We start from the raw sequence: 26,126 nt of genomic DNA, 5'->3' as shown, positions 1-26,126 counted from the left end.
CTGTCCGAATTTCCTGCAGTCGACATGGCCTTGAGGTTCGTGTCGTCTCGGCGTGGGAAATCATGGATGCCTAGCGAGGGCCCGTTGGTCGGGACTGTCAGATCTGACAGTAGAGTCTCAGAGCGCTCTGTTCTAGGTTCCAGTTCTACAAGCAACCTGCTTGAGAGGTCACCGTTTCGAGGGCCTGGGAATTGCAGGTATCGCGTAGCCAGGGAGCCAGTCATGAGCAATGAAATGGCATTAACGCAAGGCGGAAATGGTATTGCGATTAAGGTTGCGGCAGCGCTGGGGTGGTTTGCGTTACTTCTCCAGCTCTATTTGATTCTCGCTTCGCGCTGGCAGGCCGGGAAAACTCTGCTGGGCGGGGTGGATATCTACTTCAGTTACTTCACGATCTTGACCAATATCCTGGTAGCGATCGTGTTGACCTACGCAGCGACAACCGGAAGCTCGGCGATACGGCGTTTTTTCCTTCGCCCCTCCACACAGGGCGGTGTGGCTGCTGCCATCGTGCTGGTTGGGCTGGCTTACAACCTGCTATTACGTGATGTTTGGGACCCGCAGGGTTTGCAGTGGGTAGCCGATGAGTTACTCCATGACGTGATGCCGGTCGTGTTTCTGATTTACTGGTGGTTCTGCGTACCCCGGGGGTTGCGTTGGTCCGATGCATGGCGATGGCTGATCTACCCCCTGGTCTATTTCATTTACGCCCTGACGCGCGGCCATCTGGTCGGTTCGTACCCTTACCCCTTCATCGAGGTGGACAGGCTGGGTTACGTTCAAGTCTTTAGCAACGCGTTGATGATACTGCTGGGGTTCGTGGTGGTCTCCCTGTTGGTGATCGCTGTTGACCGGGTAAAAAAACCGAGCTGACGGTCCGTCATGCTGCTCGGCATCGAAGATTGCCATCTTCGGCGGTGGACAAGGGTGTCAAAGACGGGTCGGTCCGATCTGCAGACAGACCCACCCTCTGGCTCGTCAAGGCTTGGACAAGGCCTGGTCGACCGCTGCGATCAGCTTTCCCAGGTCCTTCGGGGTGGCTTTGTGTATGACACCGAACAGGTACGCCCGCTGTTCGTCCTCATCGGCCATATCGGCAAAAAAGGCCTTCAGTTGCACATCCAGCACATTGGCAAGCAGGAACAAGGCTTCGACGCTGGGGGTGTAGGTGCCGGTTTCGAAGCGGCTGATGGTTTTAGGATCAAAACCGGTTTTTTCGCCAAGTTCAGCCTGAGTAAGCCCCGCTACTTTGCGGTAGCGTCTGATGGCCGGACCCAAACTTGAAATTTGCATCGCTTAATTCCCATTTAGAATCAAGAACTTAACGATAGATTTTCGCATTAGGCAACCGCGTGATCCATCACCTTGCTTTGCAAAATGTGATGTGTTTCGTAGAATCGGCCTTTGGCACGGGTATTTGGTGACCTGCTTTTCGAAGCCGAGGTGTGTGCAGGAGCCGGGCCTTGTGTTCTTGTCACGATACAAGGCAAGGGCTGAAGCTCTCCCTCGGTATCACCAGGGCTCGCGCTCCAGCTTCTCTCAGAGTGTTTGAGCCTAGTTGATTTTCGCCTGTCTTGAAGGCGGTGCAACCGCGCGCGACAAATGAGCCTGACTCATGGATGACTGCTTCGATGGATAAGAAGTACCGCAGGGCCGTTGACGCCGCCGCGATTTTTTCCGAGACCGATCTGAGCGGGTGCATCACCTACGTCAACGATCAATTTTGCAGCCTTTTCGGTTACCGGCGCGATGAACTGCTGGGCGCGAACCATCGCCTGCTCAATTCCGGCCAGCACCCTGGCGAGTTCTTCAGCGCCATGTGGCGCACCATTGCCCTGGGCCAGGTCTGGAAAGGGGAAATCTGCAATCGGGCCAAGGACGGTACGCTGCACTGGGTCGACACCACCCTGGTGCCGGTGATCGACGACCAGACAGGCCAGATCGAGCGCTACCTGGCGATTCGCTTCGACGTCAGCGAAAAGCGTCGCCTGCTGCATTCGTTGCAATGGCGGGTCGGTCACGATGTGCTGACCGGTCTGCCCAATCGTACTTATCTGTCGGATCTGCTGGACCAGGCCCTGGAGTTTTCCCGAGCGGAAAACCTGCCCCTGGCGGTGTGCATGCTCGACCTCGATGGCTTCAAGGCGGTCAATGATGGCTATGGTCACGCCAGCGGCGATCGACTGTTGGTGGAGGTCGCCAGGCGCCTGCGCAGCATTGTGCGTGGCGAGGACGTGGTGGCGCGGCTGGGCGGTGACGAGTTCGTGCTGGTATTGCGCCATGTACGTGGGATGGAAGAGCTGCATGCCGCGTTGAACCGGGTGTTGATCGCCGTCTCGATGCCGTATGCCATTGACGGCAAGGACATCAAGGTCTTCGCCAGCATTGGCGTCACGTTGTTCCCGTGGGACAACGAAGACGCCGAGACGTTGTTGCGTCACGCCGACCAGGCGATGTACGTGGTCAAGCAAAGCGGTCGCAATCGTTTCCACTTGTTCGATGTGTCCCGGGACAAGGAGGTGCGGGCCACTTACCAGACGGTCGAGCGGGTCCGCCAGGCACTGGCCGATAACGAACTGCGGCTGCATTTCCAGCCCAAGGTCAATATGCGTCATGGCACCGTGGTCGGCCTGGAGGCGCTGCTGCGCTGGAAGCATCCGCAACGTGGCCTGGTGCCGCCTCGGGAATTCTTGCCCCTGGCGGAGGAGACTGACCTGATCGTCGAGATCGGCGAATGGGTCATGGAACAGGTCTTGACCCAGTTGCAACAATGGCAGCAAGCGGGGCAGGGCTGGCCGGTGAGTATCAATATCTCGGCGCGGCATTTCCAGCGGGCGGATTTTGTCGAGCGGCTGCGACAGGTGTTGGAGCGGCATTCGACGGTGCCGCCACGGCTGTTGGATCTGCAGATTGTCGAGTCCGTCGCGGTGGAGAACCTGGCCCACGTCAGCGCCTGCCTCCAGGCATGCCAGGCTCTGGGCGTGGGCTTTTCCCTGGGCGGTTTCGGCACCGGCTACTGCTCGCTCAACGACCTCAAGCACCTGCGCACGCAAACCATCAAGATCGACAAGACCTTCGTGCGCGACATTCTCGATGACCGCGACGACCTGGCGCTGACCGAAGCGGTGATCGGCCTGGCTCGGGCGTTTGGCCGCGAGGTGGTCGCCGAAGGGCTGGACAGCCTGGAGCATGGCCAACTGCTGCTGAGCCTGGGCTGCGAGGTGGCACAAGGTTATTTCATCGCCCGGCCCATGCCGCCCGAACAGATACCCGGCTGGGTGCAGGGGTTCGTCCCGCCGTCGCAATGGCGGCAGCGGCCAGGCGATCAGGGTGAGGACGCTTCGCTCTCGGCCCGCGATGCTTCACTGCGGCCGGTGTAGAGCTGGATGATCGCGTCGATTTCCCCGGACGTCTTCATGTTCAGCAATGTCCTCAGAATGCGTTGTGCGGGAATGTTCGGATCGTTGCGCACATAACAGCTCAACGCCTGTTCCTGCAGGACAGCCACCTCAAAGAGTTGACGATCAGCGGTATGACGTTGATTGAACCAATCCAGCGCCCATTGGTTACTGATCCCATAGCGATAACGCCCGGCCAGCAGTTTCGCCAGCACTTGTTCCTGGCTGCGGGCATCGTCGCGACGCAGTTGACCGGCGTCGAACAAGGGTTGCAAGGTCGGGTAGCTATAGCCGAGCACCGTGCCGATGGGTTGGGGCGACAGCGTTATTGGCGTTACCGTCGCTGATGCGCTTGCCGTGGCGACGAGCAGGTCACGTTGGAAAAACAACGGGATGCTCCACAGATAATCACTGTTGTCCTTCACCCAGTCAGGGCTGACATAGCAACGCATGTCGATCTCGCCGTGTTGCATGGCACCGTCGAGCCGGGCGCGGGAGAGGACGTGGAATTGCGCCGGCTTTCCTATCTGGGTCGCCAGGCTGGTCATGATGTCGGGAATGATGCCCTGGGTCGGGCGGCCTCGTTCGATCTGCACCATGGGCATCGACCAGCCGTCGGTAATGGCGAAACGCAAGGGGCTTTCCTCGGCAAGACAACCGGTACTCAACAACAGCAAAGCCCCCATGGCTGAGCGCATAAACTCTCCTGACTGTGTAAAAACCGTGTCGACAACGAGCCCCTGGCCTAGCTTAGTCACATTAGACGAGCGCACCGGATGCAATTTCGCCCCTGCTCCGCTAGCATTAGCCGCTTATGTTCCTTCGTTGCGACGGTTTTCGATGAGTTATCAGGTTCTTGCACGTAAATGGCGTCCGCGCTCGTTCCGCGAAATGGTCGGCCAGACCCATGTGCTCAAGGCTCTGATCAATGCCTTGGACAGCCAGCGGCTGCACCACGCCTACCTGTTCACCGGTACCCGGGGCGTGGGCAAGACCACCATCGCGCGGATCATTGCCAAGTGCCTGAACTGTGAAACCGGTATCACTTCGACGCCTTGTGGCGAGTGTTCGGTCTGCCGGGAAATCGACGAGGGCCGCTTCGTCGACCTGATCGAGATCGACGCCGCCAGCCGCACCAAGGTCGAAGACACCCGCGAACTGCTCGACAACGTGCAGTACGCCCCGAGCCGTGGGCGCTTCAAGGTCTACCTGATCGACGAAGTGCACATGCTCTCCAGCCATTCCTTCAATGCGCTGCTCAAGACCCTCGAAGAACCGCCGCCCTACGTCAAGTTCATCCTGGCGACCACCGACCCGCAGAAACTTCCTGCAACGATTCTGTCGCGATGCCTGCAGTTCTCCCTGAAAAACATGACGCCGGAGCGGGTGGTCGAGCACCTGACCCACGTATTGAGCGTCGAGAACGTACCATTCGAAGACGACGCGTTGTGGCTGCTGGGTCGCGCCGCCGATGGTTCGATGCGCGATGCCATGAGCCTGACCGACCAGGCCATCGCTTTCGGTGAAGGCAAGGTGATGGCCGCCGATGTCCGGGCCATGCTCGGCACCCTTGATCACGGCCAGGTCTATGACGTCCTGCATGCACTGATCGAAGGCGATGCCAAGGCGCTGCTTGAGGCGGTGCGTCACCTGGCCGAGCAGGGGCCCGACTGGAATGGCGTACTCTCGGAAATTCTCAACGTGCTGCACCGCGTCGCCATTGCCCAGGCCCTGCCCGAAGGCGTCGACAACGGCCATGGCGACCGTGATCGCGTACTGGCCCTGGCTCAGGCGCTGCCGGCCGAAGACGTGCAGTTCTATTACCAGATGGGCCTGATCGGCCGTCGTGACTTGCCCCTGGCACCGGATCCGCGAGGCGGCTTCGAAATGGTCCTGTTGCGAATGCTGGCGTTCCGGCCAGCCGACACGGCGGACGCCCCGAGGCAAACGCTAAAGCCAGTGGGGATCAGCCAGGCCACAGCTGATTCCGCCAAGCCAGTGGCTGCCGCGCCCGTCGTTGCGCCGGCAGTGGCTTCGGCTCCGGCAGCGGTGGCACCTGTAGCCCAGCCGGTGCCGGCGCCTGTTGTCGCGACGCCCGAGCCGGAACCCGAGCCGGTCGTCGAGGCGCTGCCCGAGCCTGTCGCCGAAGAAGTCGTCGACCTGCCTTGGAACGACCCGGTCGAGCAGCAAGTGGTCCAGCAGCCGGTCGTCGAGCCCGTGTTGGAAACCGTCGCCGAGCAGCCCGAGTTGCCGCCGATGCCCCTGCCGACGCCCGACAGCGTGGTGCCCGATGCGCCGGAATGGGTCGCAGCGCCCGTGCCCGAGCCGACGGTGGCCGACGTCGATATCGCCACGCCGGGCATCGACCTGGACGACGAGCCGCCGCTGGATGAGGATTACATCGAGCCGGACATGGATTCGGCGTACAGCTACCTGGACGACCTGGCCAGCGAGCACGCCGCTGAGCCGACCCCGGAGCCCGAGCCGGAACCGGCGGCGATGCCGGCCACCGGGCTGGCGCTGCAATGGCTGGAACTGTTCCCTAAACTGCCGATCAGCGGCATGACCGGCAGCATCGCCGCCAACTGCACGCTGATGGCCGTGGAAGGCGACCACTGGCTGCTGCACCTGGACCCGGCCCACAGCGCACTGTTCAACGCGACCCAGCAACGACGCCTCAACGATGCACTGAACCAGTACCACCAGCGCACCCTGACGCTGACCATCGAGCTGATCAAGCCCGAGCAGGAGACGCCGGCCCAGGCCGCGTCCCGCCGCCGTGCCGACCGTCAGCGCGAAGCCGAGGAGTCGATCCACGGTGATCCATTCATCCAGCAGATGATGCAACAGTTCGGCGCCGTGGTCCGTCACGATACTATCGAACCTGTCGAGGCCCCGGTCACCCAGGGCTCATAACTGAAGGCGCCGGGCCGAACGGGCCGGGCGTGTTGTTTATCCAAGTACTTTCGAGGTGATTCCCATGATGAAAGGTGGCATGGCCGGCCTGATGAAGCAGGCGCAGCAGATGCAGGAAAAAATGGCCAAGATGCAGGAAGAACTGGCCAACGCCGAAGTCACCGGCAAATCCGGTGGCGACATGGTGACCGTGGTCATGACCGGTCGTCACGACATCAAGCGTGTCAGCATCGACCCAAGCGTGGTCGAAGGCCTGAGTGAAGATGACAAGGAAATGCTCGAAGCCCTGTTCGCCGCCGCCGTCAATGACGCGGTGCGCAAGATCGAAGCCAACAGCCAGGACAAGATGTCCGGCATGACCGCTGGCATGCAACTGCCACCGGGCATGAAACTGCCGTTCTGATTCGCCATCCCGGTCGGGATGGGCTACACACAATGCCAGGCATCGCGCCTGGCATTTTTATTTCTGGCCCAGATACAGCGTTGGATGTCCGGCCGCTATCGCGAGCAAGCTCGCTCCCACACTGGATTGAAGTGTTCCTCAATTGTGAGGTTCGTCGCAGGTCCTACGTGGGAGCGAGCTTGCTCGCGATGCGACCCCTGCGGTCCAACCGAACAAACATCGAACGCCGCCCCCTCGGCCATGGTCTGCTCCCTATACGTGCCACTCAACGATCAAGGAGACGCTTCCATGTCACAAGCATCGACCACCAGCCAGCGCATCGTCCTGGCCTCTCGCCCCCACGGCGCCCCGACCCCGGAGAATTTCCGCCTGGAGCAGGTGACCCTGCCGGACCTGGCGCAAGGGCAGATCCTGCTCAAGACGCTGTTTCTGTCCCTGGACCCCTACATGCGTGGGCGAATGAGCGATGCACCTTCCTACGCCGCGCCGGTGGAAATCGATGAGGTGATGACCGGCGGCGCTGTCAGCCGCGTGGAGCGTTCGATGCACCCGAAATTCCAGGAGGGTGATCTGGTGGTGGGCGCCACGGGTTGGCAGAGCCACAGCATCAGCGACGGGCGCAACGTGATGCCCATTCCCTCCGGGCTGCCCAGCCCCTCGATGGCCTTGGGGGTACTGGGCATGCCGGGCATGACCGCTTACATGGGGCTGATGGACATTGGCCAGCCCAAGGCCGGGGAAACCCTGGTGGTCGCGGCCGCCTCGGGTGCCGTGGGCTCGGTGGTCGGCCAGGTGGCGAAGATCAAGGGCCTGCATGTTGTCGGGGTCGCGGGCGGCAGCGAGAAATGCAAGTACGTGGTCGATGAGCTGGGTTTTGATGCCTGTGTCGATCACAAGAGCGCCAATTTTGCCGAGGAACTGGCGCGGGCCTGTGACAAGGGCATCGATATCTATTACGAAAACGTCGGCGGCAAGGTCTTCGATGCCGTCGTGCCGTTGCTCAACGCCAAGGCGAGGATCCCGCTCTGTGGCCTGATCGCCTCCTACAACGATCATCAAGCACCGAGCGGCCCGGATCGCTTGCCGCAGCTGCAGCGCACCTTGCTGACCAAGCGCGTGCGGATCCAGGGGTTTATCGTGTTTGACGACTACGGTGACCGTCAGCCGGAGTTCATCAGTGCCATGGCCCCTTGGGTGCGCGATGGCAAGGTCAAGTTCCGCGAGGACGTGGTCGATGGGTTGGAGAATGCGCCACAGGCGTTTATCGGCCTGTTGGAAGGGCGCAACTTCGGCAAGTTGGTGGTGCGGGTCGCGCAGGATTGAGTATTTGACGCTAACCGGAGGCGCGGGTATAAACCGCGTCTCGTTGTTATGTCGGACATTTCCTCCATGAGCTTCAGCCCTTTGATTCGCCAACTGATCGATGCCCTGCGAACGTTGCCGGGTGTGGGTCAGAAAACTGCCCAGCGCATGGCGTTGCAATTGCTCGAGCGTGATCGCAGCGGCGGTTCACGCCTGGCCCAGGCCCTGAGCCAGGCCATGGAAGGCGTAGGACATTGCCGCTTATGCCGCACCCTCACCGAAGACGACCTCTGCCCGCAATGTGCCGACCCGCGTCGGGACGACACCTTGCTCTGCGTAGTGGAGGGGCCGATGGATGTGTATGCGGTGGAGCAGACCGGTTTTCGTGGCCGTTATTTCGTGCTCAAGGGCCATTTGTCCCCGCTCGACGGCCTGGGGCCGGAAGCTATCGGCATTCCACAGTTGATCGCGCGGATCGAAGAGGCGGGCACGTTCACCGAAGTCATCCTCGCCACCAACCCGACGGTCGAAGGCGAAGCCACCGCCCATTACATCGCCCAACTGCTGAACAACAAAGGCCTGGTCGCCTCCCGCATCGCCCACGGCGTGCCTTTGGGCGGCGAGCTGGAACTGGTTGATGGCGGGACGCTGGCGCATTCGTTTGCGGGGCGTAAGCCGATCGCGCTGTAGCCGCTACCCCATACCCTGTGGGAGCGAGCTTGCTCGCGAAAGCGGGGTGTCAGTCAACATAAGGGCTAACTGATACGCCGCTTTCGCGAGCAAGCCCGCTCCCACATTAGGTTTCGTAGTGAGCGTTATTTTTCGCTGAGGGAGAACTGCGTCAGGCAGAACGTCGGGATCCCCATGTCTTCCAGGCGCTGGGAACCGAGCAGTTCCGGCAAGTCAATGATCGCTGCGGCCTCGTGCACCTTGGCGCCCATGCGGCGGATCAGGTTGGCGGCGGCGATCAGCGTGCCACCGGTGGCGATCAGGTCATCGAACATCACCACCGAATCCCCCTCGCACAGGCTGTCGGCATGCACTTCAAGGAAGGCTTCGCCGTATTCGGTCTGGTATCCCTCGGCCAGTACGTCGGCCGGCAGCTTGCCTTGCTTGCGGAACAAGACCAGCGGTTTGTTCAACTGATAGGCCAGGATCGAACCGATCAGGAAACCGCGGGCATCCATCGCGCCAATGTGCGTGAACTCGGCCTCGACATAGCGGTGGGCGAAACTGTCCATGACCAGGCGCAGGGCGGTCGGGGATTGGAACAGTGGGGTAATGTCGCGAAAGATCACGCCGGGTTTGGGGAAATCGATCACGGGGCGGATCAGGGATTTGATGTCGAAGGAGTCAAAGACCATCGTGGAGGTGTCCTGGCAGGGCTGCAAACGCGGCAGTATAGCGCGGCGGGGCAAATCCCTCAGCCGCACTCGTCCATCAGCCGTCGATCGAGCCGCCGGCCAGGGCGCAGAGCTGGATCGGGTCGAGGATGTGAATTTCCTTGCCTTCGGCGGCAATCAATTCGTTCTGCTGGAAACGGGTGAACACCCGGGACACGGTTTCCACCGCCAGGCCCAGGTAATTGCCGATTTCATTGCGCGACATGCTCAGGCGGAACTGGTTGGCCGAGAACCCGCGGGCGCGGAAGCGTGCCGAGAGGTTGACCAGGAACGTGGCGATGCGCTCGTCGGCGGTTTTTTTCGAGAGCAGCAGCATCATCTGCTGATCGTCACGGATTTCCCGGCTCATGACCCGCATCAACTGGCGACGCAGTTGCGGCAACTGTATGGCCAGCTCGTCCAGGCGGTCGAAGGGGATTTCGCACACCGAGGTGGTTTCCAGCGCCTGGGCCGAGACGGGATGGCTCTCGGTGTCCATGCCGGACAGGCCCACCAGTTCGCTGGGTAGGTGGAAGCCGGTGAGCTGCTCTTCGCCGCCATCGCTCAGGTTAAAGGTTTTCAAGGCGCCCGAGCGCACCGCGTAGACGGAATCGAAGGTGTCACCCTGGCGGAACAGGAATTCACCTTTTTTCAACGGACGGCCCCGTTTAACGATTTCGTCCAGCGCCTCCATGTCCTCCAGATTCAATGAAAGTGGCAGGCACAGGGGAGCCAGGCTGCAATCCTTGCAGTGGGCCTGGTTGTGGGCGCGCAGTTTGACTGGCTCGGACATTTCTTCAATCCTTGTGGGAAAACACACATAAGCCGTAAGGGTACCCCAGCGTAGACACTCCGGCCAGTGCGGTTTCGTCGTCAAATTGTCGCGCTCAGATAACCCGAGAGAAGCGCTGCCGGTTGTGCTGCTCCAGATAGGCATCGAAGACCATGCACACGGATCGCACCAGCAGGCGCCCGGCAGGCAGGACTTTGATGTGCGTGTTGTCGAGCTCGATCAGACCGTCCTTGGCCATGGCCTGCAATTGCGGCCACAGCGGCGCAAAATATCCGCCAAAATCGATATTGAAGGTTTGCTCGATCTCGGCGAAGACCAGGTTGAAATGACAAATCAATTGCTGGATCACCGCACGCCGCAGCCGGTCGTCGGCGTTGCATACCCAGCCGCGACTGGTCGCCAGTTGCCCGTCGGCGAGGGTGTTCTGGTAATGGTTCAGGTCGCTGCTGTTCTGGCAGTATAGGTCGCCGATCTGGCTGATGGCCGATACGCCGAGGCCGATCAGGTCGCAATGGCCATGGGTGGTGTAGCCCTGGAAGTTGCGCTGCAACGTGGCCTCTTCCTGGGCAATGGCCAACTCGTCGTCGGGCAGGGCGAAGTGGTCCATGCCCACGTAGCGGTAGCCGGCGGCGGTCAGTTGTTCGATGGTGCCCTGCAGCATCGCCAGTTTCTGCTCCGGGTTCGGCAAGTCCTGGCTGTTGATGCGGCGCTGGGGCATGAAGCGCTCCGGCAAGTGGGCGTAATTGAACACCGAGAGCCGGTCCGGTTGCAGGCGGATGACCTCCTCGACGGTGCGGGCGAAGTTGTCCGGAGTCTGCTTGGGCAGTCCGTAGATCAGGTCAATGTTGATCGAACGGAACTGCAAAGTTCGGGCAGCTTCGACCACTGCGCGGGTTTCTTCCAGGCTTTGTGGGCGATTGACGGCACGCTGCACCGCCGGGTCAAGGTCTTGCAGGCCGATGCTGACCCGATTGAACCCCAGCTCACGCAAGAGCCCCATGGTCGACCAGTCGGCCTCCCGGGGATCGATCTCGATGCCGTAGTCGCCGGAATCGTCGTCCAGCAGGTTGAGGTGCTTGCGCAGCGTGGCCATCAGTTGGCGCAGCTCGTCGTGGCTGAGGAATGTCGGGGTGCCGCCACCAAAGTGCAACTGTTCCACGGGCTGGGCAGGGTCCAGGTGGCAGCCGATCAGCTGGATTTCCTGTTCCAGGCGTTGCAGATAGGCGTGGGCGCGGCCACGGTCCTTGGTGATGATCTTGTTGCAGGCGCAGTAGTAGCAGATGTTCGCGCAGAACGGCACGTGCACATACACCGACAGTGGCCGTCGCGCCTTGCGGCTGTCACGCAGGGCATGGAGCAGGTCGAAGGTGCCCACCTGGCCGCCGAACTGCGCCGCAGTCGGGTACGAGGTGTAGCGTGGTCCCGCCAGGTCGTAGTGGCGGATCAGGTCTGAGTCCCAACGGATGGCGTCGAGCATGCGGGTGTTCCCCGGGTAGGCTGGCATGGGGCGAGTCTAGGGGTGTAGGCGCGGGGTGGTCTTGATTTGTGTCAACAGGGCATAGGTGTTGTCGATGATGACCTCATCGCGAGCAAGCTCGCTCCCACATTTGCTCGGCGGTGCCTGTGGGAGCGAGCTTGCTCGCGATGGGGGGAATTCGGTCAATGGCCCATGAGCCAATGCTGATGTGGCCCCGGCAGTGTCCAGATCCCGAAAACAATCACCAACAGCCCACCGGCCATGCGCACGCTGCGTTTGCGCAGCAGGGCGGTGACGCGCTCGGCGGCCAGGCCAGTGGCGAGCAGCACCGGCCAGGTGCCCAGGCCGAAGGCGAGCATCAGCAGGGCGCTGTCCAGGGCATTGCCCTGGCTGGCGGACCATAGCAGGGTGCTGTAGACCAACCCGCACGGCAGCCAGCCCCACAGAGCACCGAGCAGCAAGGCCCGGGGCAGGCTCGACACCGGCAGCAAGCGGTTGGCGACAGGTTGGATGTGCCGCCACAAGCCACGCCCCACGCTTTCGATGCGGGTCAGGCCGCTCCACCAACCCGCCAGGTACAGGCCCATGGCAATCAACAGCAAGCCGGCCAGCACCCGCATGATCATCGCTGCAGGACTGTTGGACACGGCCCAACCGGCCAGGCCGATCAGCAGGCCGGCGGTGGCATAGCTCAGGATTCGCCCCAGGTTGTACGCCAGCAGCAACCGAAAGCGGCGGCTGCGCTGGTCCTTGGGAATCGCCAGGGTCAAGGCGCCCATCAGGCCGCCGCACATGCCCAGGCAATGACCGCCGCCCAGCAGGCCAAGGATAACGGCCGAAACCAGCAGTGGCGCCAGGTCAAGCATGGGGTGGGGCCTTGTCGTCCGGCTTGCGGACCTCGCCACTGGCTTCGTCCACCGCCGCCTTGTGGTTCGGGTCCTGATCGTCGAACAGGATGCTATGGGCTGGACCGTCGAGGTCGTCGTACTGTCCGCTGTCCACGGCCCAGAAGAAAATGTACACGGCGATGGCCACGATCAGCAGCGCGGCCGGGATCATCACGTAAAGAGCTGGCATGTTGGCACTCCATGCCCGCGCGGCTCAGGCCGGTAGCGGGCGGGTATCGGGCGTGGCGGTGAAAACCTGCGCCTTGGGCTGACGCGTCAGCCTCAGGGCATTCAACACCACGGTCAACGAACTGATGGACATGCCGACCGCGGCCCACACCGGTGTAATCCAGCCGAGGGCGGCGAACGGCAACATGAGGCCATTGTACAGTCCTGCCCACACCAGGTTCTCGACGATCACCCGGCGAGTGCGCCGGGCCAGGTCGAAGGCGTGTATCAGGGCGTCGAGGCGGTTGGACAGCAGCACGGCGTCGGCGCTGGTCTTGGCCAGATCGGTGGCCGAGCCCATGGCGACACTGATGTCCGCCGCCGCCAGCACGGGCACGTCGTTCACGCCATCGCCGAGCATCAGCACCTTGCGGCCCTGTTGGTGCAACTGCTGCAACACCGCCAGTTTGTCGTCCGGGCGCAGGCCGCCCCGGGCCTCATCGATACCCAGTTCGGCGGCGACGCTGGCAACCATCGGCGAACTGTCGCCCGACAGCAGCAGCGTTCGCCAGCCCCGCGCCTTGCAGGCCGCCAGCAGCGCCGGGGCGTCGGCGCGCAAGCGGTCATCGAGGACGAACCAGGCCAGTGGCCCGAGCTCATCGCCCAGCAACAGCCATTGCCCGGCTTCGTCCGGCATCTGCGGTATGGCGGCGCCACTCAGTTCGCAGACAAAACCGGGCTGGCCGATGCGCAGGCGTTGTTCGGCCACGAGGCCTTCCAGCCCCAGCCCCGGGGTGCTGTGCACCTGCTCGGCGGCCATTGGGGCGCGGCCAAAAGCACGGGCGATGGGGTGTTCCGAACGGTTTTCCAAAGCCGCCGCCAAGCCCAGGCAGTGATCGCTGTCGAGGGCCGCCAGTGGCCGAATGGCGCGCAACGCCAGGCGGCCTTCGGTGAGGGTGCCGGTCTTGTCGAAAATGACCGTGTCGATCTGGTTCAGGCCCTCCAGTACATGGCCGCGCGTGAGCAGCAGGCCAAGTTTGTGCAAGGTGCCGGTGGCTGCGGTGAGGGCGGTCGGCGTGGCGAGGGACAATGCACAGGGGCAAGTGGCGACCAGCATCGCCAGGACGATCCAGAAGGCCCGCGAGGCGTCCAGTTGCCACCACAACAGGCCGATGGCCGCCGCCGCGACCAGGGAGAACAGCAGGAACCACTGGGCGGCGTGATCGGCAATCTCCGCCAATCGCGGTTTCTCGGCCTGGGCTCGTTCCAGCAGGCGAACGATGGCCGACAACCGGGTGTCTTGCCCGAGGGCCAGCACCTCGACGGTCAAGGCGCCTTCGACGTTCAGTGTGCCTGCGGTGACCGCATCGCCCGCCTGCCGAGGTTGGGGCAGGTATTCACCGGTCAGCAGGGATTCGTCGATGCTGGACTGCCCCTCGAGGATTCTGCCGTCAGCCGGCAGGACCGCCCCGGGATGCACCAGCACCCGGTCACCGGTGCGCAATTCGCTGAGCAGGATGCGTTCGCTCTGGCCATCGTCCGCCAGGCGCAGGCACGAGGCCGGTAACAGATTGACCAGTTGGGCGGTGGCGGCGGCCGTGCGCTCCCGGGCCCGGCGTTCCAGGTAACGGCCGGCCAGCAGGAAAAGGGCGAACATGCCCACGGCATCGAAGTACAACTCGCCAACGCCAGTGATCGACGTCCAGATCCCGGCAATGTAGGCGCTGCCAATGGCCAGGGACACCGAAACGTCCATGGTCAGGTGACGGGTGCGCAGGTCGCGCATGGCACCTTTGAAGAACGGCGCGCAGCTGTAGAACACGATGGGCGTGGTGAGAAACAAGGCGACCCAGCGCAGGATGGTGTGCATCTCCGGGCTCAGGTCGATGTTGAATTCCGGCCAGGTGGCCATCGTCGCCATCATCGCCTGGAACCACAACAGACCGGCCACGCCCAACTGGCGCAGGGCCAGGCGGTTTTGTGCGGCGAGCTGTTCGCACGCCTGGTCGGCCTGGTACGGGTGGGCGACGTAGCCGATCTGGCGCAACTCGGCGAGCAGCGTGCTCAGCGGCAACTGGGCGTCGGCCCAGCGCACATGCAGGCGATGATTGGACAGGTTCAACCGCGCCTCGGCCACGGCTGGCAGGCTGCGCAACTGTTTTTCGATCAACCAGCCGCAGGCTGCGCAACTGATGCCTTCCATCAACAGGGTGGTTTCGGCCAATTCGCCCTCATGACGCACGAACGACTGCTGCACGTCCGGGCGATCGTACAGCGCCAGTTCATCGATCAACTGGACGGGCAGGGTCTCGGGATTGGCCGACGCTTCACTGCGATGCAGGTAATAGCTTTCCAGGCCACCGGCGACAATGGCCTCGGCCACCGCCTGGCAGCCCGGGCAGCACAGCTCGCGGGGTTCACCGAGGACAACGGCGGTGAAGCGACTGCCAGGGGGGACGGGCAGGGCGCAGTGGTAGCAGGGCTGTGGAGTGGTCATGGTTGTCGCATGAAGGCCTTTTTGTTGCTGGTTTATGGTCGCTGTTGTGGCGAGGGAGCTTGCTCCCGTTCGGCTGCGTAGCAGTCGTAATCGGGTGAGCCGGCCACACGAAGAACGGGGCCGCTTCGCGACCCAGCGGGAGCAAGCGCCCTCGCCACAGAGAAGCGATTTACTTCTTCAGGTCTTCAGCGCCTTGCAGCGGTTCATCACCGAGCAGGATGGCCTGGTCATGGTTGATCTGTTCTTCTTCGAACAGGCGCCAGGTCTTGTCGTTCTCCACCCCCAGCAATTCGACAAAGCGCCGGCCTTCGACCTTGTCCGTCAACTGGCCGATGTAGCGCCCCGGTTCGCTGTCGTTGCGGGTCAGGACGATCTTGCGGTCCTTCTCCGGCTGGGTCGGCGAGATCAGGCTCAGTTCCAGGGTCTGGGGGCGGCTGTTGCCGTTCAGGCGCAGGTTTACTTCGCCGGTCACGTCATCCAGTTGCACGTTGGCATGCAGTTGCAGGGTCTGAGCCAGCAGTTCGCGCTCCAGCGAGCGGTTGATGCCCTTGCCGGCTTCGTAATAGTTGTCGTTGACCAGGTTGTCCGGGTTCTTCACCGCAATGGTCACCATCGTCAGGCTCAGTGTCACCGAACAGCTCAGGATCGCGATGATGATCCACGGCCAGAGGTGCTTGTACCAAGGGCTGGTGGCGGTTGCTGCAGGCATGTTCATTTCTCTCAACGAGTTTGTGGGCCGATGAACCGGCTCTTGGCTTCGACATGTACGCTTTCGTCATCGGCGTCCTTGAGGATGAACGTCACCTCGTTGGTGCTCGATGGCAGTTGCTCCGGCGCGCTGGACAGTTCGAACGGCTGGCTGTAGATCTCGCCGGCCGCGACCTTGATTTCCCGACGGCCTTGCAGCTTGAGGTCGGGCAGGCCGGCGGCGTCCAGGACGTACGTATGGTCGCGCTGGTCCTTGTTCATGATCTTCAGGCTGTAGACGTTCTCGATCCGGCCCTCGGCGTTTTCGCGATACAGCACGCGGTCCTTGCTGACATCGAAACCCACCAGCGAGCGCATGAAGAACGCCGTCACCAACAGGCTGATCATGGCCAGTAGCACCAGGGCATAGCCGATCAGGCGCGGACGCAGTTTATGGGTTTTCTGCCCCGAGAGGTTGTGTTCGGTGGTGTAGCTGATCAGGCCGCGCGGGTAGTCCATCTTGTCCATGATGCTGTCGCAGGCGTCGATGCAGGCTGCGCAGCCGATGCATTCGATCTGCAGGCCGTCGCGGATGTCGATGCCGGTCGGGCAGACCTGGACGCACATGGTGCAATCGATGCAGTCCCCCAGGCCCAGGGCCTTGTAGTCCACACCTTTCTTGCGCGGGCCACGGCTTTCGCCACGACGCGGGTCGTAGGACACGATCAAGGTGTCCTTGTCGAACATCACGCTTTGGAAGCGCGCGTAAGGGCACATGTAGATGCACACCTGCTCACGCAGCCAGCCGGCATTGCCGTAGGTGGCCAGGGTGAAGAAACCGACCCAGAAATACGACCAGCCATCGGCCTGGCCGGTAAAGAACTCGAACACCAGTTCACGGATCGGCGTGAAGTAACCGACGAAGGTCATGCCGGTGACGAAGCCGATCAGCAACCACAGGCTGTGCTTGGCGAACTTGCGCAGGAATTTGTTGGCGCCCATGGGGGCCTTGTCGAGCTTGATGCGCTGGTTGCGGTCGCCTTCGGTGACTTTTTCGCACCACATGAAGATCCAGGTCCACACGCTTTGTGGGCAGGTGTAGCCGCACCACACCCGTCCGGCATAGACCGTGATGAAGAACAGGCCAAATGCTGCAATGATCAACATCCCCGACAGCAGGATGAAATCCTGGGGCCAGAACGTCGCACCGAAAATGAAGAACTTGCGTTCCGGCAGGTTCCACCAGACGGCCTGGTGGCCGCCCCAGTTCAACCAGACCGTACCGAAATACAGCAGGAACAGGAACGCTCCGCCCAGCATCCGCAGGTTACGGAACAGGCCGGTGAAGGCGCGGGTGTAGATTTTTTCCCGAGAGGCATACAGGTCGACGCTTTTGTTCGCGTCCTTGGCAGGCGGGGTAACGTCATGTACCGGAATCTGGTTGCTCATCAATTGCATCCCACGGCAGTGGAAAAGTGCCGGGGCCAGTGCGTGCCAACCTCGGTCAGAAAGGGTATTGCAGTGGCGCAATGATACGCCTGTCGCTCTGGCTCAAGGGTGCGACCTTTGGTCGCGTTGGGCGTCTGCACAGAATGGTGTAGCGGATGTAACAAGTCATGACCCAGATCAATTGACTATTGTAGGAGCTGCCGTCTCAAGCGGGTGGATTGGATGACCAGGGGTTGAGCACCGCCACGCCGCTGCTCTGGAAATCACTCACGTTGCGGGTCACCACGGTCAGGCCATGGACCAGGGCGGTGGCAGCAATCAGTGCATCGCATTCATTGCTGCGATCCGGAACGTGCAGGCGCGCGCAGCGCAGCGCGACGGCGCGGTCGACCGCCAGGATTCTTCCGGCGAAGGCGGGCATGACATGGTTGTCCAGCCATGCGCGCAGGCGGCTGCCTTGCACCGGGTCCTCGCGTTCGAAGCGCAACACGCCGGTTTCCAATTCCAATACGGTAATCGCCGAGAGGTAAAGGCTGGGGGCGGGCACGCCACGCGCCCAGGCCTGTACGTTCTTATCGGCTTGAGGCTTGCGCAGTTCCGAGATGACGTTAGTGTCGAGCAGGTACATCAGGACAGGTCCACCGGTCGAGGAGAGATGACGGCACGTTCGGTATCGAAATCAATATCCGGCGTGTCGGGCATGACCAGCAGCTCGACAATGCTGGTGCCGATGCCGGTCAGTTTCTGGTACTCCTCAATGCTTAGCAGCACATGGGCCGGCTTGCCACGGTCGGTAATGATGACCGGCCCCTGGCGGGTGGCTTTTTTGGCACCACTTGTGTCGTGGTTGAATTCGCGGCTGGAAATAGTGGTGATGGACATGGCGGCGTCCTCGATAGAGCTGAATGTAGGCACGTTACTACCACTGCTGTTTGCGGGCAAGATAAAACAATGTCGTCCTCGCACCGGCAAACAAAAAGGCCCCGTCAACGCTGGTTGACGGGGCCTTGGGTACATCAGGTGTTGGCTTTACTGGGCGTCAGCCGCAGGTGCCTTTTCGCCGTGAGACAGGCTGTAGACATAGGCGGCCAGCAGGTGGACCTTGTCGTTGCCTTGCAGGTCGGCCTGGGCAGGCATCTGGCCCTGGCGACCGTAGCGGATGGTCTGCTGCAGTTGGGCGAAACTCGAACCGTAGATGAACGCCCCTGGATGCGTCAGGTCAGGTGCGCCCATGGCGGGCGTGCCCTTGCCGGCAGGACCGTGGCAGGCCACGCAGTTGGCCGCGAACAGTTTCTGGCCGTTGGCCGGGTCGGCCTTGGCGCCTTCCGGCAGCTTGCGACCGTGCAGGCTGGTCACCAGGTAGGAAGCCACGTCGGCCACGCCTTGTTCGCCCACCACGGCAGCCCAGCCCGGCATCACGGCGTGACGGCCGCCCATGATGGTGGTCTTGATGGTTTCCGGCTCACCGCCCCAGCGCCAGTCGGCGTCGGTCAGGTTGGGGAAGCCATAGGCACCCTTGGCATCGGAACCGTGGCAGACCGAGCAGTTGGAGGCGAACAGGCGGCCACCCATCTTCAGGGCTTGCGGGTCCTTGGCGACTTCTTCGATCGGCATGGAGGCGAACTTGGCGAAGATCGGACCGAACTTGGCGTCCGAGCGAGCCATTTCCTTTTCCCACTCGTGAACGCCTGTCCAGCCGGTCTGGCCGTTGGCGAAGGCGGTCTGCTTTTCGTTGTCCAGGTAGTTATAGCCTGGCAGCAGGCCTTTCCAGTTGCCCAGGCCAGGGTAGAGCGCGAGGTAACCGAGGGCGAACACGATGGTGCCCACGAACAACATGAACCACCATTTCGGCAGCGGGTTGTCGTACTCTTCGATGCCGTCGAAGGAGTGGCCAACCGTCTCTTCGGTGGCTTCGCTGCGCTGGCCCTTGCGGGTCGACAGCAGCAGCCAGGTCAGGGCGAAGATCGTACCCAGACTGAGGACTGTGACGTACAGACTCCAGAACGTAGTCATTCTTTGTTACTCCTAGAAGCTTGCTCGACGTGCTTGATGGCCTCGGGATCATCCGCGAACGGCAGCAAGGTCGCGTCGTCAAACTCCGACTTGCGCTTGGGGCTGAACACCCACAAGGCCAGGCCGATAAAGGCCACCATCACGACGACGGTGCCCAGGCCACGAATCATCCCGATATCCATCCAGATCACCGTTTGCTTTTGATGATGGTGCCCAGGCCTTGCAGATAGGCCACCAGCGCGTCCATTTCAGTCTTGCCCTTGACGGCATCCCTGGCACCGGCGATGTCTTCGTCGGTGTAAGGCACGCCCAAGGCCCGCAGGACTTCCATTTTCTTGGCGGTGTCTTTGCCGTCGAGCTTGTTTTCTACGAGGAACGGGTAGGCCGGCATTTTCGACTCAGGCACAACGTTGCGCGGGTTGTACAAGTGCGCCCGGTGCCAGTCGTCGGAGTAGCGGCCGCCAACGCGGGCCAGGTCCGGACCGGTACGCTTGGAGCCCCACAGGAACGGGTGGTCCCAGACGCTTTCACCGGCGACCGAATAGTGGCCGTAGCGTTCGGTCTCGGCACGGAACGGGCGGATCATCTGCGAGTGGCAGCCCACACAGCCGTTGGCGATGTAGATGTCTCGGCCTTCCAGTTCAAGGGCGGTACGCGGCTTCATGCCTTCGACCGGCTTGTTGGTCACGTCCTGGAAGAACAATGGAACGATCTGGGTCAGGCCGCCGATGCTCACGGCGATGACCATGAAGAAGGCCAGCAGGCCGATATTCTTCTCTACTGCTTCGTGCTTCATCAGTGAGCTCCAACTACGGCGATCTTGGCGGCGGCTTCAGCTTCAGCCGGGTCAGAGGCACGAACGGTGCGGTACACGTTGTAGGCCATGAGCAGCATGCCGCTGGCGAAGAACGCACCGCCCAGGGCTCGGACGATATAGCCCGGATGGCTGGCTTGCAGCGCTTCGACGAACGAGTAGGTCAGGGTGCCGTCGTCGTTGATCGCACGCCACATCAGGCCTTGGGTAATGCCGTTGACCCACATCGAGGCGATGTAGAGCACGGTGCCGATGGTCGCGAGCCAGAAGTGCGCGTTGATCAGGCCGGTGCTGTGCATCTGCGCACGACCGAACAATTTCGGGATCATGTGGTAGATGGCGCCGATGGAAATCATCGCCACCCAGCCGAGTGCACCGGCGTGTACGTGGCCGATGGTCCAGTCGGTGTAGTGGCTCAGGGAGTTGACGGTCTTGATGGCCATCATCGGGCCTTCGAAGGTCGACATGCCGTAGAACGCCAGCGACACCACCAGAAAGCGCAGGATCGGGTCGGTGCGCAGCTTATGCCAGGCACCCGAGAGGGTCATCATGCCGTTGATCATGCCGCCCCAGCTTGGCGCCAGCAGGATGATCGACATCGCCATGCCCAGGGACTGTGCCCAGTCCGGCAGTGCGGTGTAGTGCAAGTGGTGCGGACCGGCCCAGATGTACAGGGTGATCAGCGCCCAGAAGTGGACGATGGACAGGCGATAGGAATAGATCGGACGCTCGGCCTGTTTCGGCACGAAGTAGTACATCATCCCCAGAAAGCCGGTGGTCAGGAAGAAACCCACGGCGTTGTGGCCGTACCACCACTGGATCATCGCGTCGGTCGCGCCCGAGTAGGCCGAGTACGACTTGAAGAAGCTGACCGGCAGGGAGGCGTGGTTGACGATGTGCAGCATGGCGGTCACGACGATGAAGGCACCGTAGAACCAGTTACCGACGTAGATGTGCTTGGTCTTGCGCTTGACGATGGTGCCGAAGAACACCAAACCGTAGGTCACCCAGACGATGGCCAGCAGGATAGCCAGGGGCCATTCCAGTTCCGCGTATTCCTTGGTGGTGGTGAAACCCATCGGCAAGGTCACGATCGCACCGACGATGACCGCTTGCCAGCCCCAGAAGGTGAAGGCGGCGAGGCTGTCGGAGATCAGTCGCGTTTGGCAGGTTCGCTGCACGACGTAGTAAGAAGTGGCAAACAACGCACAACCACCGAAGGCGAAGATCACCAGGTTGGTGTGCAGCGGGCGCAGGCGTCCAAATGTCGTCCATGGCAGATCGAAGTTCAACTCCGGCCAGACCAGTTGCGAGGCGATGAAGACACCGAGCCCCATGCCAAGGATCCCCCAGACCACCGTCATGATGGCGAACTGGCGGACTACCTTATAGTTATAAGCAGTCGGACTGATTGCTGTGCTCATTCTAAGGTTCCACGGTTTGGGTGTTTTATTAGGATAAAAATCGGTCGCAAGTATGGAGAAAGCGGGGGGTCATTGCAACGCGCCATGACCTGGGTCAATGCTTTCAAAAGCTGATTCTGCGGCCTTTCCATATGCTGAGTAGGGACAAAATTGGCCCTCGGCAAAATGCCGCAACAAAGGAAAGAGGCGAGGGGGTCAGGTCGGTTGTAACGGGGTGTGTTCGAACACGGCGTTCGGGTGATGCCAGGCAACTGTCGCAACAGCCGGTATTCACCTGCCTTTGCGGCCTTTTTGTCGAACGATTGTCGAACGCATCGGGTCGGGTCGACCTGAAACCGGCAGTCGCCAGCGCACGCAGAGGCAAGCTTAGACCCGATTCCGGGGAACCGAAAGGAAGACGATGGGAGGGTGCGACAATGCGTCGCGCAGGGGCACGAAACAGCCGTATCCAGACGAATGCGACTGTTCGTGCGGTCAGGATTTATTCGCTTTTGTGTTCCGCTTGCAGGCGCTCGGTGCGGGCCTCTTGGGACAGGCTGTAGACGTAAGCCGCGAGCAGTTGCACCTTGTCATTGCCCAGCAACTCATTCTGCGCCGGCATGTGGCCCTGGCGACCATGGCGGATGGTCTGCTGCAACTGGGCCAGGCTGGTGCCGTAGATGAAACCGGCCGGTTGCGTCAGGTTCGGCGCGCCCATGGCTTCGGTCCCTTGGCCATTGGCGCCGTGGCAGGCGACGCAGGTGGTGTTGAAGGCTTGCTGGCCGGCTTGCAGATCGGCACCGCTGTCTGCCGGCAAAGGCAGGCCGGCCAAGTCGTGGCGTACGTACGCGGCCACGTTCTTGACCCCGGCGTCCCCCAGCACTTCGCCCCAGGCCGGCATCGCCGCCATGCGGCCGCCCATGATGGTCGCCTTGATGGTGTCGGCGGCGCCACCCCAGCGCCAGTTGCTGTCAGTCAGGTTCGGGAAGCCGAAGGCACCCTTGGCGTCCGAGCCGTGGCAGACCGAGCAGTTGGAGGCGAACAGGCGCCCACCCATCTTCAAGGCCTGCGGGTCCTTGGCCACTTCTTCCACGGGCATGGCGGCGAACTTGGCGAAGATCGGTCCGAACCTGGCGTCGGCCTTGGCCATTTCCTTTTCCCATTCATGGGCGCCGGTCCAACCGTTCTCGTAGCCGGGCAGGATGCCTTTCCAGTTGCCCAGGCCCGGATACAGGACCAGGTAACCGACGGAAAACACCAGGGTGCCGGCGAACAGCAGGAACCACCACTGCGGCAGCGGGTTGTCGTACTCCTCGATGCCGTCGAAGCTGTGGCCCATGGTCTGGTCGACGCTGCCCTTGGTCTCGCCCTTGCGGGTGCCGATCAGCAGCCAGATCAGGCCGATCAGGCTGCCGATGGTCAGTACGCAGATCCACGTACTCCAGAAGGTGGTCATGGCCGGGTACTCCTTGTCGCAGGGTCTTGGGGGGTGATGTCGGCGGGCGGTTCGTCGGCGAACGGCAGCAGGCGCGCCTGGGCGAATTCCGGGCCGCGCTTGCTGCTGAATACCCACAGGGTCAGGCCGATGAAGGCGATGAACACCACGACGGTGCCCAGGCCACGGATCATTCCAGTGCTCATTTCAAAGAACATCAGGCTCACCTCTTGCTCTTGATGGCAGTGCCGAGCACTTGCAGGTAGGCCACCAGCGCGTCCATTTCGGTCTTGCCCTTGAGCGAGGCCACGCTGCCGGCGATGTCGTCGTCGGTGTACGGCACGCCGAGGGTGCGCATGGCGCGCAGCTTGCTTTCGGTGTGGCTGCTATCCACCGCCTGGGCTACCAGCCATGGGTAGGCCGGCATTTTCGACTCGGGCACGACGTTGCGGGGGTTGTACAGGTGGGCGCGGTGCCAGTCATCGGAGTAGCGCGCGCCGACCCGTGCCAGGTCCGGCCCGGTACGCTTGGAGCCCCACAGGAATGGGTGGTCCCAGACGCTTTCGCCTGCGACGGAGTAGTGGCCGTAGCGCTCGGTCTCGGCGCGGAACGGACGGATCATTTGCGAGTGGCAGCCGACGCAGCCTTCACGGATGTAAATGTCGCGGCCTTCCAGTTGCAGGGCGGTGTAGGGCTTCATGCCGTCCACCGGCTTGTTGGTCACGTCCTGGAAGAACAGCGGCACGATCTGGGTCAGGCCACCAATGCTCACGGCCAGGACCATCAGCAGCATCAGCAGGCCGACGTTTTTTTCGATTGTTTCGTGTTTCATGGTGGACTCCTCAGGCCATCTGCGCGGCAACGGCGGCTTCGGCAGGCTGGTAGGCCCGCACGGTGCGCCAGGTGTTGTAGGCCATCAGCAGCATGCCGAGCAGGAAGATCGACCCGCCCGCCAGCCGCACGACGAAGCCTGGGTGGCTGGCCACCAGGGTTTCGACGAAGGAGTAGGTGAGCGTGCCGTCTTCGTTCACCGCGCGCCACATCAGGCCCTGGGCGATGCCGTTGACCCACATCGAGGCGATGTACAGCACCGTGCCGATGGTCGCGAGCCAGAAGTGCGCGTTGATCAGGCCGATGCTGTGCATCTGTGGCCGGCCGAAGACTTTCGGGATCATGTGGTACAGCGCACCGATGGAAATCATCGCCACCCAGCCGAGCGCACCGGCATGCACGTGGCCGATGGTCCAGTCGGTGTAGTGGGAAAGGGCGTTGACGGTCTTGATCGCCATCATCGGCCCTTCGAAGGTCGACATGCCGTAGAACGCCAGCGATACCACCAAAAAGCGCAGGATCGGGTCGCTGCGCAACTTATGCCAGGCACCCGAGAGGGTCATCATGCCGTTGATCATGCCGCCCCAGCTGGGTGCCAGCAGGATCAACGACATCACCATGCCCAGGGACTGTGCCCAGTCCGGCAGCGCGGTGTAGTGCAGGTGGTGCGGACCGGCCCAGATGTACAGGGTGATCAGCGCCCAGAAGTGCACGATGGACAGGCGATAGGAATACACCGGGCGCTCGGCCTGCTTGGGCACGAAGTAGTACATCATCCCCAGGAAGCCCGCAGTGAGGAAAAAGCCTACGGCGTTGTGGCCATACCACCATTGCACCATCGCATCCGTGGCCCCGGCGTACACCGAGTAGGATTTGGTGAAGCTCACCGGCAGTTCCAGGTTGTTGACGATGTGCAGGATCGCCACGGTGAGGATGAACGCGCCGAAGAACCAGTTACCGACGTAGATGTGCTTGGTGTTGCGCTTGGCCACGGTGCCGAAGAACACGATGGCGTAGGCCACCCAGACGATGGTGATCAGGATGTCGATCGGCCATTCCAGTTCGGCGTATTCCTTGGAACTGGTGTAGCCCAGTGGCAGGCTGATGGCCGCCAAAAGAATCACCAGTTGCCAGCCCCAGAAGCAGAACGCGGCGATTTTTGGCGCGAACAGCTGGGTCTGGCAGGTGCGTTGCACCGAATAAAACGAGCTGGCGAACAGGGCACAGCCCCCAAAAGCGAAGATCACCGCGTTGGTGTGCAGCGGGCGCAGGCGGCCGAAGCTGGTCCAGGGCAAGTCGAAATTGAGCTGAGGCCAGACCAATTGGGCGGCGAGAAAAACCCCGAGCCCCATGCCGACGATGCCCCACACCACCGTCATAATGGCGAATTGGCGGACCACCTTGTAGTTGTAGGCGGTACTGATAGAAGTGTTCATGGTTCCCCATCCACGGTTCAGCCGAAGTGAGCGCCTGCGCAAGGCAGTGCGGCGTTCTTCGCCTGGAGTTATAGGCAGACTAAAAGCGAGGCAAGCATGGACAAACAGCACAAGGCCAGTATTGACGGGGATCAATGGGCGCGGTGCGTGGCCGAACACGGTTGGCTATGGACGGCCGCGCAACCGGGTATTGTTGACGCGCCCCCGACCCTCATCCTGGCCCATGGTGCCGGCGCGCCGATGGACAGTGGCTTCATGGAGGAAATGGCCGCGCGCCTTGCCGCACATGGGGTCAACGTGTTGCGCTTCGAGTTTCCCTACATGGCGCAACGGCGCCTGGACGGTGGAAAACGCCCACCCAATCCAGCTCCCAGGTTGCTGGAATGCTGGCGTGAGGTGTACGCCACGGTGCGGCCTTATGTCGCTGGGCGGCTGGCCATTGGCGGCAAGTCCATGGGCGGGCGCATGGCGAGTTTGCTGGCCGATGAATTGGGCGCTGACGCGTTGGTATGCCTGGGCTATCCCTTCTATGCGGTGGGCAAGCCGGAGAAACCGAGGGTCGAGCACTTGGCGACATTGAAGACTCGGACCTTGATCGTTCAGGGCGAGCGCGATGCGTTAGGCAATCGGGAGGCGGTGCGGGGCTACACCTTGTCACCGAGCATTGAGGTGTCGTGGTTGGTGGCGGGGGATCATGACCTCAAGCCGCTGAAGGCGTCGGGGTTCAGCCATGAGCAGCATCTGGAGGCGGCGGCGGACAAGGTGGCGGCGTTTCTTCTTCAGGATTGATAGCGCTTGTCCCGGCCTCTTCGCGAGCAAGCTCGCTCCCACAAGG

Annotated in this window: 27 protein-coding genes; 7 read left to right on the top strand and 20 right to left on the bottom strand. The window is 62.0% G+C overall.

The window, feature by feature from the left end; all coding sequences use genetic code 11:
• Positions 1-222 precede the first annotated feature (222 nt).
• Positions 223-873 carry a Pr6Pr family membrane protein gene (locus BLO80_RS04210; protein ID WP_092326962.1) on the top strand — a complete coding sequence of 217 codons (651 nt, stop codon included), beginning with the start codon at positions 223-225 and terminating at the stop codon, positions 871-873.
• A 105-nt stretch (positions 874-978) separates the two neighbouring features.
• Here BLO80_RS04210 and BLO80_RS04205 read toward each other — a convergent pair whose 3' ends face one another.
• Positions 979-1,293, bottom strand: a complete 315-nt coding sequence (locus tag BLO80_RS04205; RefSeq protein WP_053120652.1) for a helix-turn-helix domain-containing protein — start codon at positions 1,291-1,293, stop codon at positions 979-981.
• Between the two features lie 338 nt (positions 1,294-1,631).
• Here BLO80_RS04205 and BLO80_RS04200 point away from each other — a divergent pair, with 338 nt between their 5' ends.
• The gene (locus tag BLO80_RS04200) at positions 1,632-3,380 is read left to right on the top strand and encodes a putative bifunctional diguanylate cyclase/phosphodiesterase (RefSeq protein ID WP_092326961.1); all 1,749 of its coding nucleotides are present in this window, start codon (positions 1,632-1,634) and stop codon (positions 3,378-3,380) included.
• Here the strand turns inward: BLO80_RS04200 and BLO80_RS04195 are convergent.
• Positions 3,326-4,096, bottom strand: coding sequence for a substrate-binding periplasmic protein (locus BLO80_RS04195; protein ID WP_092326959.1), 771 nt, complete (start codon positions 4,094-4,096; stop codon positions 3,326-3,328). The two genes, BLO80_RS04200 and BLO80_RS04195, sit on opposite strands and share 55 nt — an antisense overlap.
• Before the next feature lie 142 nt (positions 4,097-4,238).
• Between BLO80_RS04195 and dnaX the strand changes: the two genes are divergently transcribed.
• The 4 genes from dnaX (at position 4,239) to recR (ending at position 8,709) form a co-directional block, all read left to right on the top strand.
• Positions 4,239-6,314 carry a DNA polymerase III subunit gamma/tau gene (dnaX, locus tag BLO80_RS04190; protein ID WP_092326957.1) on the top strand — a complete coding sequence of 692 codons (2,076 nt, stop codon included), beginning with the start codon at positions 4,239-4,241 and terminating at the stop codon, positions 6,312-6,314.
• Between the two features lie 64 nt (positions 6,315-6,378).
• Positions 6,379-6,717, top strand: a complete 339-nt coding sequence (locus BLO80_RS04185; protein WP_003183512.1) for a YbaB/EbfC family nucleoid-associated protein — start codon at positions 6,379-6,381, stop codon at positions 6,715-6,717.
• Positions 6,718-7,005: 288 nt separating this feature from the next.
• A complete protein-coding gene (locus BLO80_RS04180) occupies positions 7,006-8,040 on the top strand; it encodes an NADP-dependent oxidoreductase (RefSeq protein ID WP_092326956.1) in 1,035 nt (344 codons plus the stop codon).
• Positions 8,041-8,106: 66 nt separating this feature from the next.
• Positions 8,107-8,709, top strand: coding sequence for a recombination mediator RecR (recR, locus tag BLO80_RS04175; RefSeq protein ID WP_060743061.1), 603 nt, complete (start codon positions 8,107-8,109; stop codon positions 8,707-8,709).
• A gap of 125 nt (positions 8,710-8,834) precedes the next feature.
• Here recR and BLO80_RS04170 read toward each other — a convergent pair whose 3' ends face one another.
• The 18 genes from BLO80_RS04170 to ccoN (BLO80_RS04085) form a co-directional block, all read right to left on the bottom strand.
• Positions 8,835-9,383 (bottom strand): adenine phosphoribosyltransferase, encoded by a 549-nt coding sequence (locus tag BLO80_RS04170; protein WP_003183509.1) that lies wholly within the window; start codon positions 9,381-9,383, stop codon positions 8,835-8,837.
• A gap of 76 nt (positions 9,384-9,459) precedes the next feature.
• On the bottom strand, positions 9,460-10,194 hold the full coding sequence (gene fnr / locus BLO80_RS04165) for a fumarate/nitrate reduction transcriptional regulator Fnr (RefSeq protein WP_072407872.1): 735 nt from the start codon (positions 10,192-10,194) through the stop codon (positions 9,460-9,462).
• Between the two features lie 94 nt (positions 10,195-10,288).
• Positions 10,289-11,671, bottom strand: a complete 1,383-nt coding sequence (gene hemN / locus BLO80_RS04160) for an oxygen-independent coproporphyrinogen III oxidase (protein ID WP_092326954.1) — start codon at positions 11,669-11,671, stop codon at positions 10,289-10,291.
• A gap of 182 nt (positions 11,672-11,853) precedes the next feature.
• A complete protein-coding gene (locus tag BLO80_RS04155; RefSeq protein WP_092326952.1) occupies positions 11,854-12,537 on the bottom strand; it encodes a sulfite exporter TauE/SafE family protein in 684 nt (227 codons plus the stop codon).
• A complete protein-coding gene (gene ccoS / locus BLO80_RS04150) occupies positions 12,530-12,748 on the bottom strand; it encodes a cbb3-type cytochrome oxidase assembly protein CcoS (protein WP_092326950.1) in 219 nt (72 codons plus the stop codon). Before ccoS ends, BLO80_RS04155 begins: the two co-directional genes overlap by 8 nt.
• 24 nt (positions 12,749-12,772) lie before the next feature.
• On the bottom strand, positions 12,773-15,223 hold the full coding sequence (locus tag BLO80_RS04145) for a heavy metal translocating P-type ATPase (protein WP_092326948.1): 2,451 nt from the start codon (positions 15,221-15,223) through the stop codon (positions 12,773-12,775).
• Positions 15,224-15,392: 169 nt separating this feature from the next.
• Positions 15,393-15,932, bottom strand: a complete 540-nt coding sequence (locus BLO80_RS04140) for a FixH family protein (RefSeq protein WP_092253024.1) — start codon at positions 15,930-15,932, stop codon at positions 15,393-15,395.
• An 11-nt stretch (positions 15,933-15,943) separates the two neighbouring features.
• Positions 15,944-17,359: a cytochrome c oxidase accessory protein CcoG gene (ccoG, locus tag BLO80_RS04135; protein WP_092252714.1), complete on the bottom strand. Its 1,416-nt coding sequence runs from the start codon at positions 17,357-17,359 to the stop codon at positions 15,944-15,946.
• A 205-nt stretch (positions 17,360-17,564) separates the two neighbouring features.
• Positions 17,565-17,987 (bottom strand): type II toxin-antitoxin system VapC family toxin, encoded by a 423-nt coding sequence (locus BLO80_RS04130; RefSeq protein ID WP_092326946.1) that lies wholly within the window; start codon positions 17,985-17,987, stop codon positions 17,565-17,567.
• On the bottom strand, positions 17,987-18,241 hold the full coding sequence (locus BLO80_RS04125; RefSeq protein ID WP_060738429.1) for a type II toxin-antitoxin system Phd/YefM family antitoxin: 255 nt from the start codon (positions 18,239-18,241) through the stop codon (positions 17,987-17,989). Before BLO80_RS04125 ends, BLO80_RS04130 begins: the two co-directional genes overlap by 1 nt.
• Positions 18,242-18,388: 147 nt before the next feature.
• Entirely contained in the window at positions 18,389-19,372 is a 984-nt protein-coding gene (gene ccoP / locus BLO80_RS04120; protein ID WP_092197387.1) for a cytochrome-c oxidase, cbb3-type subunit III, read from the bottom strand.
• A complete protein-coding gene (locus tag BLO80_RS04115; RefSeq protein WP_003183474.1) occupies positions 19,369-19,554 on the bottom strand; it encodes a CcoQ/FixQ family Cbb3-type cytochrome c oxidase assembly chaperone in 186 nt (61 codons plus the stop codon). Before BLO80_RS04115 ends, ccoP (BLO80_RS04120) begins: the two co-directional genes overlap by 4 nt.
• 5 nt (positions 19,555-19,559) lie before the next feature.
• Positions 19,560-20,168 (bottom strand): cytochrome-c oxidase, cbb3-type subunit II, encoded by a 609-nt coding sequence (ccoO, locus tag BLO80_RS04110; RefSeq protein ID WP_092197385.1) that lies wholly within the window; start codon positions 20,166-20,168, stop codon positions 19,560-19,562.
• A complete protein-coding gene (gene ccoN, locus BLO80_RS04105; protein ID WP_092197383.1) occupies positions 20,168-21,610 on the bottom strand; it encodes a cytochrome-c oxidase, cbb3-type subunit I in 1,443 nt (480 codons plus the stop codon). The genes ccoO (BLO80_RS04110) and ccoN (BLO80_RS04105) overlap by 1 nt, the downstream gene beginning before the upstream one ends.
• Before the next feature lie 481 nt (positions 21,611-22,091).
• On the bottom strand, positions 22,092-23,045 hold the full coding sequence (gene ccoP / locus BLO80_RS04100) for a cytochrome-c oxidase, cbb3-type subunit III (protein ID WP_092326944.1): 954 nt from the start codon (positions 23,043-23,045) through the stop codon (positions 22,092-22,094).
• Positions 23,042-23,242 (bottom strand): cbb3-type cytochrome oxidase subunit 3, encoded by a 201-nt coding sequence (locus tag BLO80_RS04095; protein ID WP_060743060.1) that lies wholly within the window; start codon positions 23,240-23,242, stop codon positions 23,042-23,044. The genes ccoP (BLO80_RS04100) and BLO80_RS04095 overlap by 4 nt, the downstream gene beginning before the upstream one ends.
• Before the next feature lie 5 nt (positions 23,243-23,247).
• Positions 23,248-23,856 carry a cytochrome-c oxidase, cbb3-type subunit II gene (ccoO, locus tag BLO80_RS04090; protein WP_092326942.1) on the bottom strand — a complete coding sequence of 203 codons (609 nt, stop codon included), beginning with the start codon at positions 23,854-23,856 and terminating at the stop codon, positions 23,248-23,250.
• A 10-nt stretch (positions 23,857-23,866) separates the two neighbouring features.
• Positions 23,867-25,291, bottom strand: coding sequence for a cytochrome-c oxidase, cbb3-type subunit I (gene ccoN / locus BLO80_RS04085; protein WP_092326940.1), 1,425 nt, complete (start codon positions 25,289-25,291; stop codon positions 23,867-23,869).
• A 96-nt stretch (positions 25,292-25,387) separates the two neighbouring features.
• Between ccoN (BLO80_RS04085) and BLO80_RS04080 the strand changes: the two genes are divergently transcribed.
• The gene (locus BLO80_RS04080) at positions 25,388-26,080 is read left to right on the top strand and encodes an alpha/beta family hydrolase (protein ID WP_092326938.1); all 693 of its coding nucleotides are present in this window, start codon (positions 25,388-25,390) and stop codon (positions 26,078-26,080) included.
• Positions 26,081-26,126 lie beyond the last annotated feature (46 nt).

It is taken from the genome of Pseudomonas sp. NFACC56-3 (genome assembly GCF_900100025.1).
GTDB lineage: Bacteria > Pseudomonadota > Gammaproteobacteria > Pseudomonadales > Pseudomonadaceae > Aquipseudomonas > Aquipseudomonas fluorescens_AA.
The sequence above is the reverse complement of the archived record's forward strand: the minus strand, read 5'-3'. Positions and strand labels throughout refer to the sequence as shown.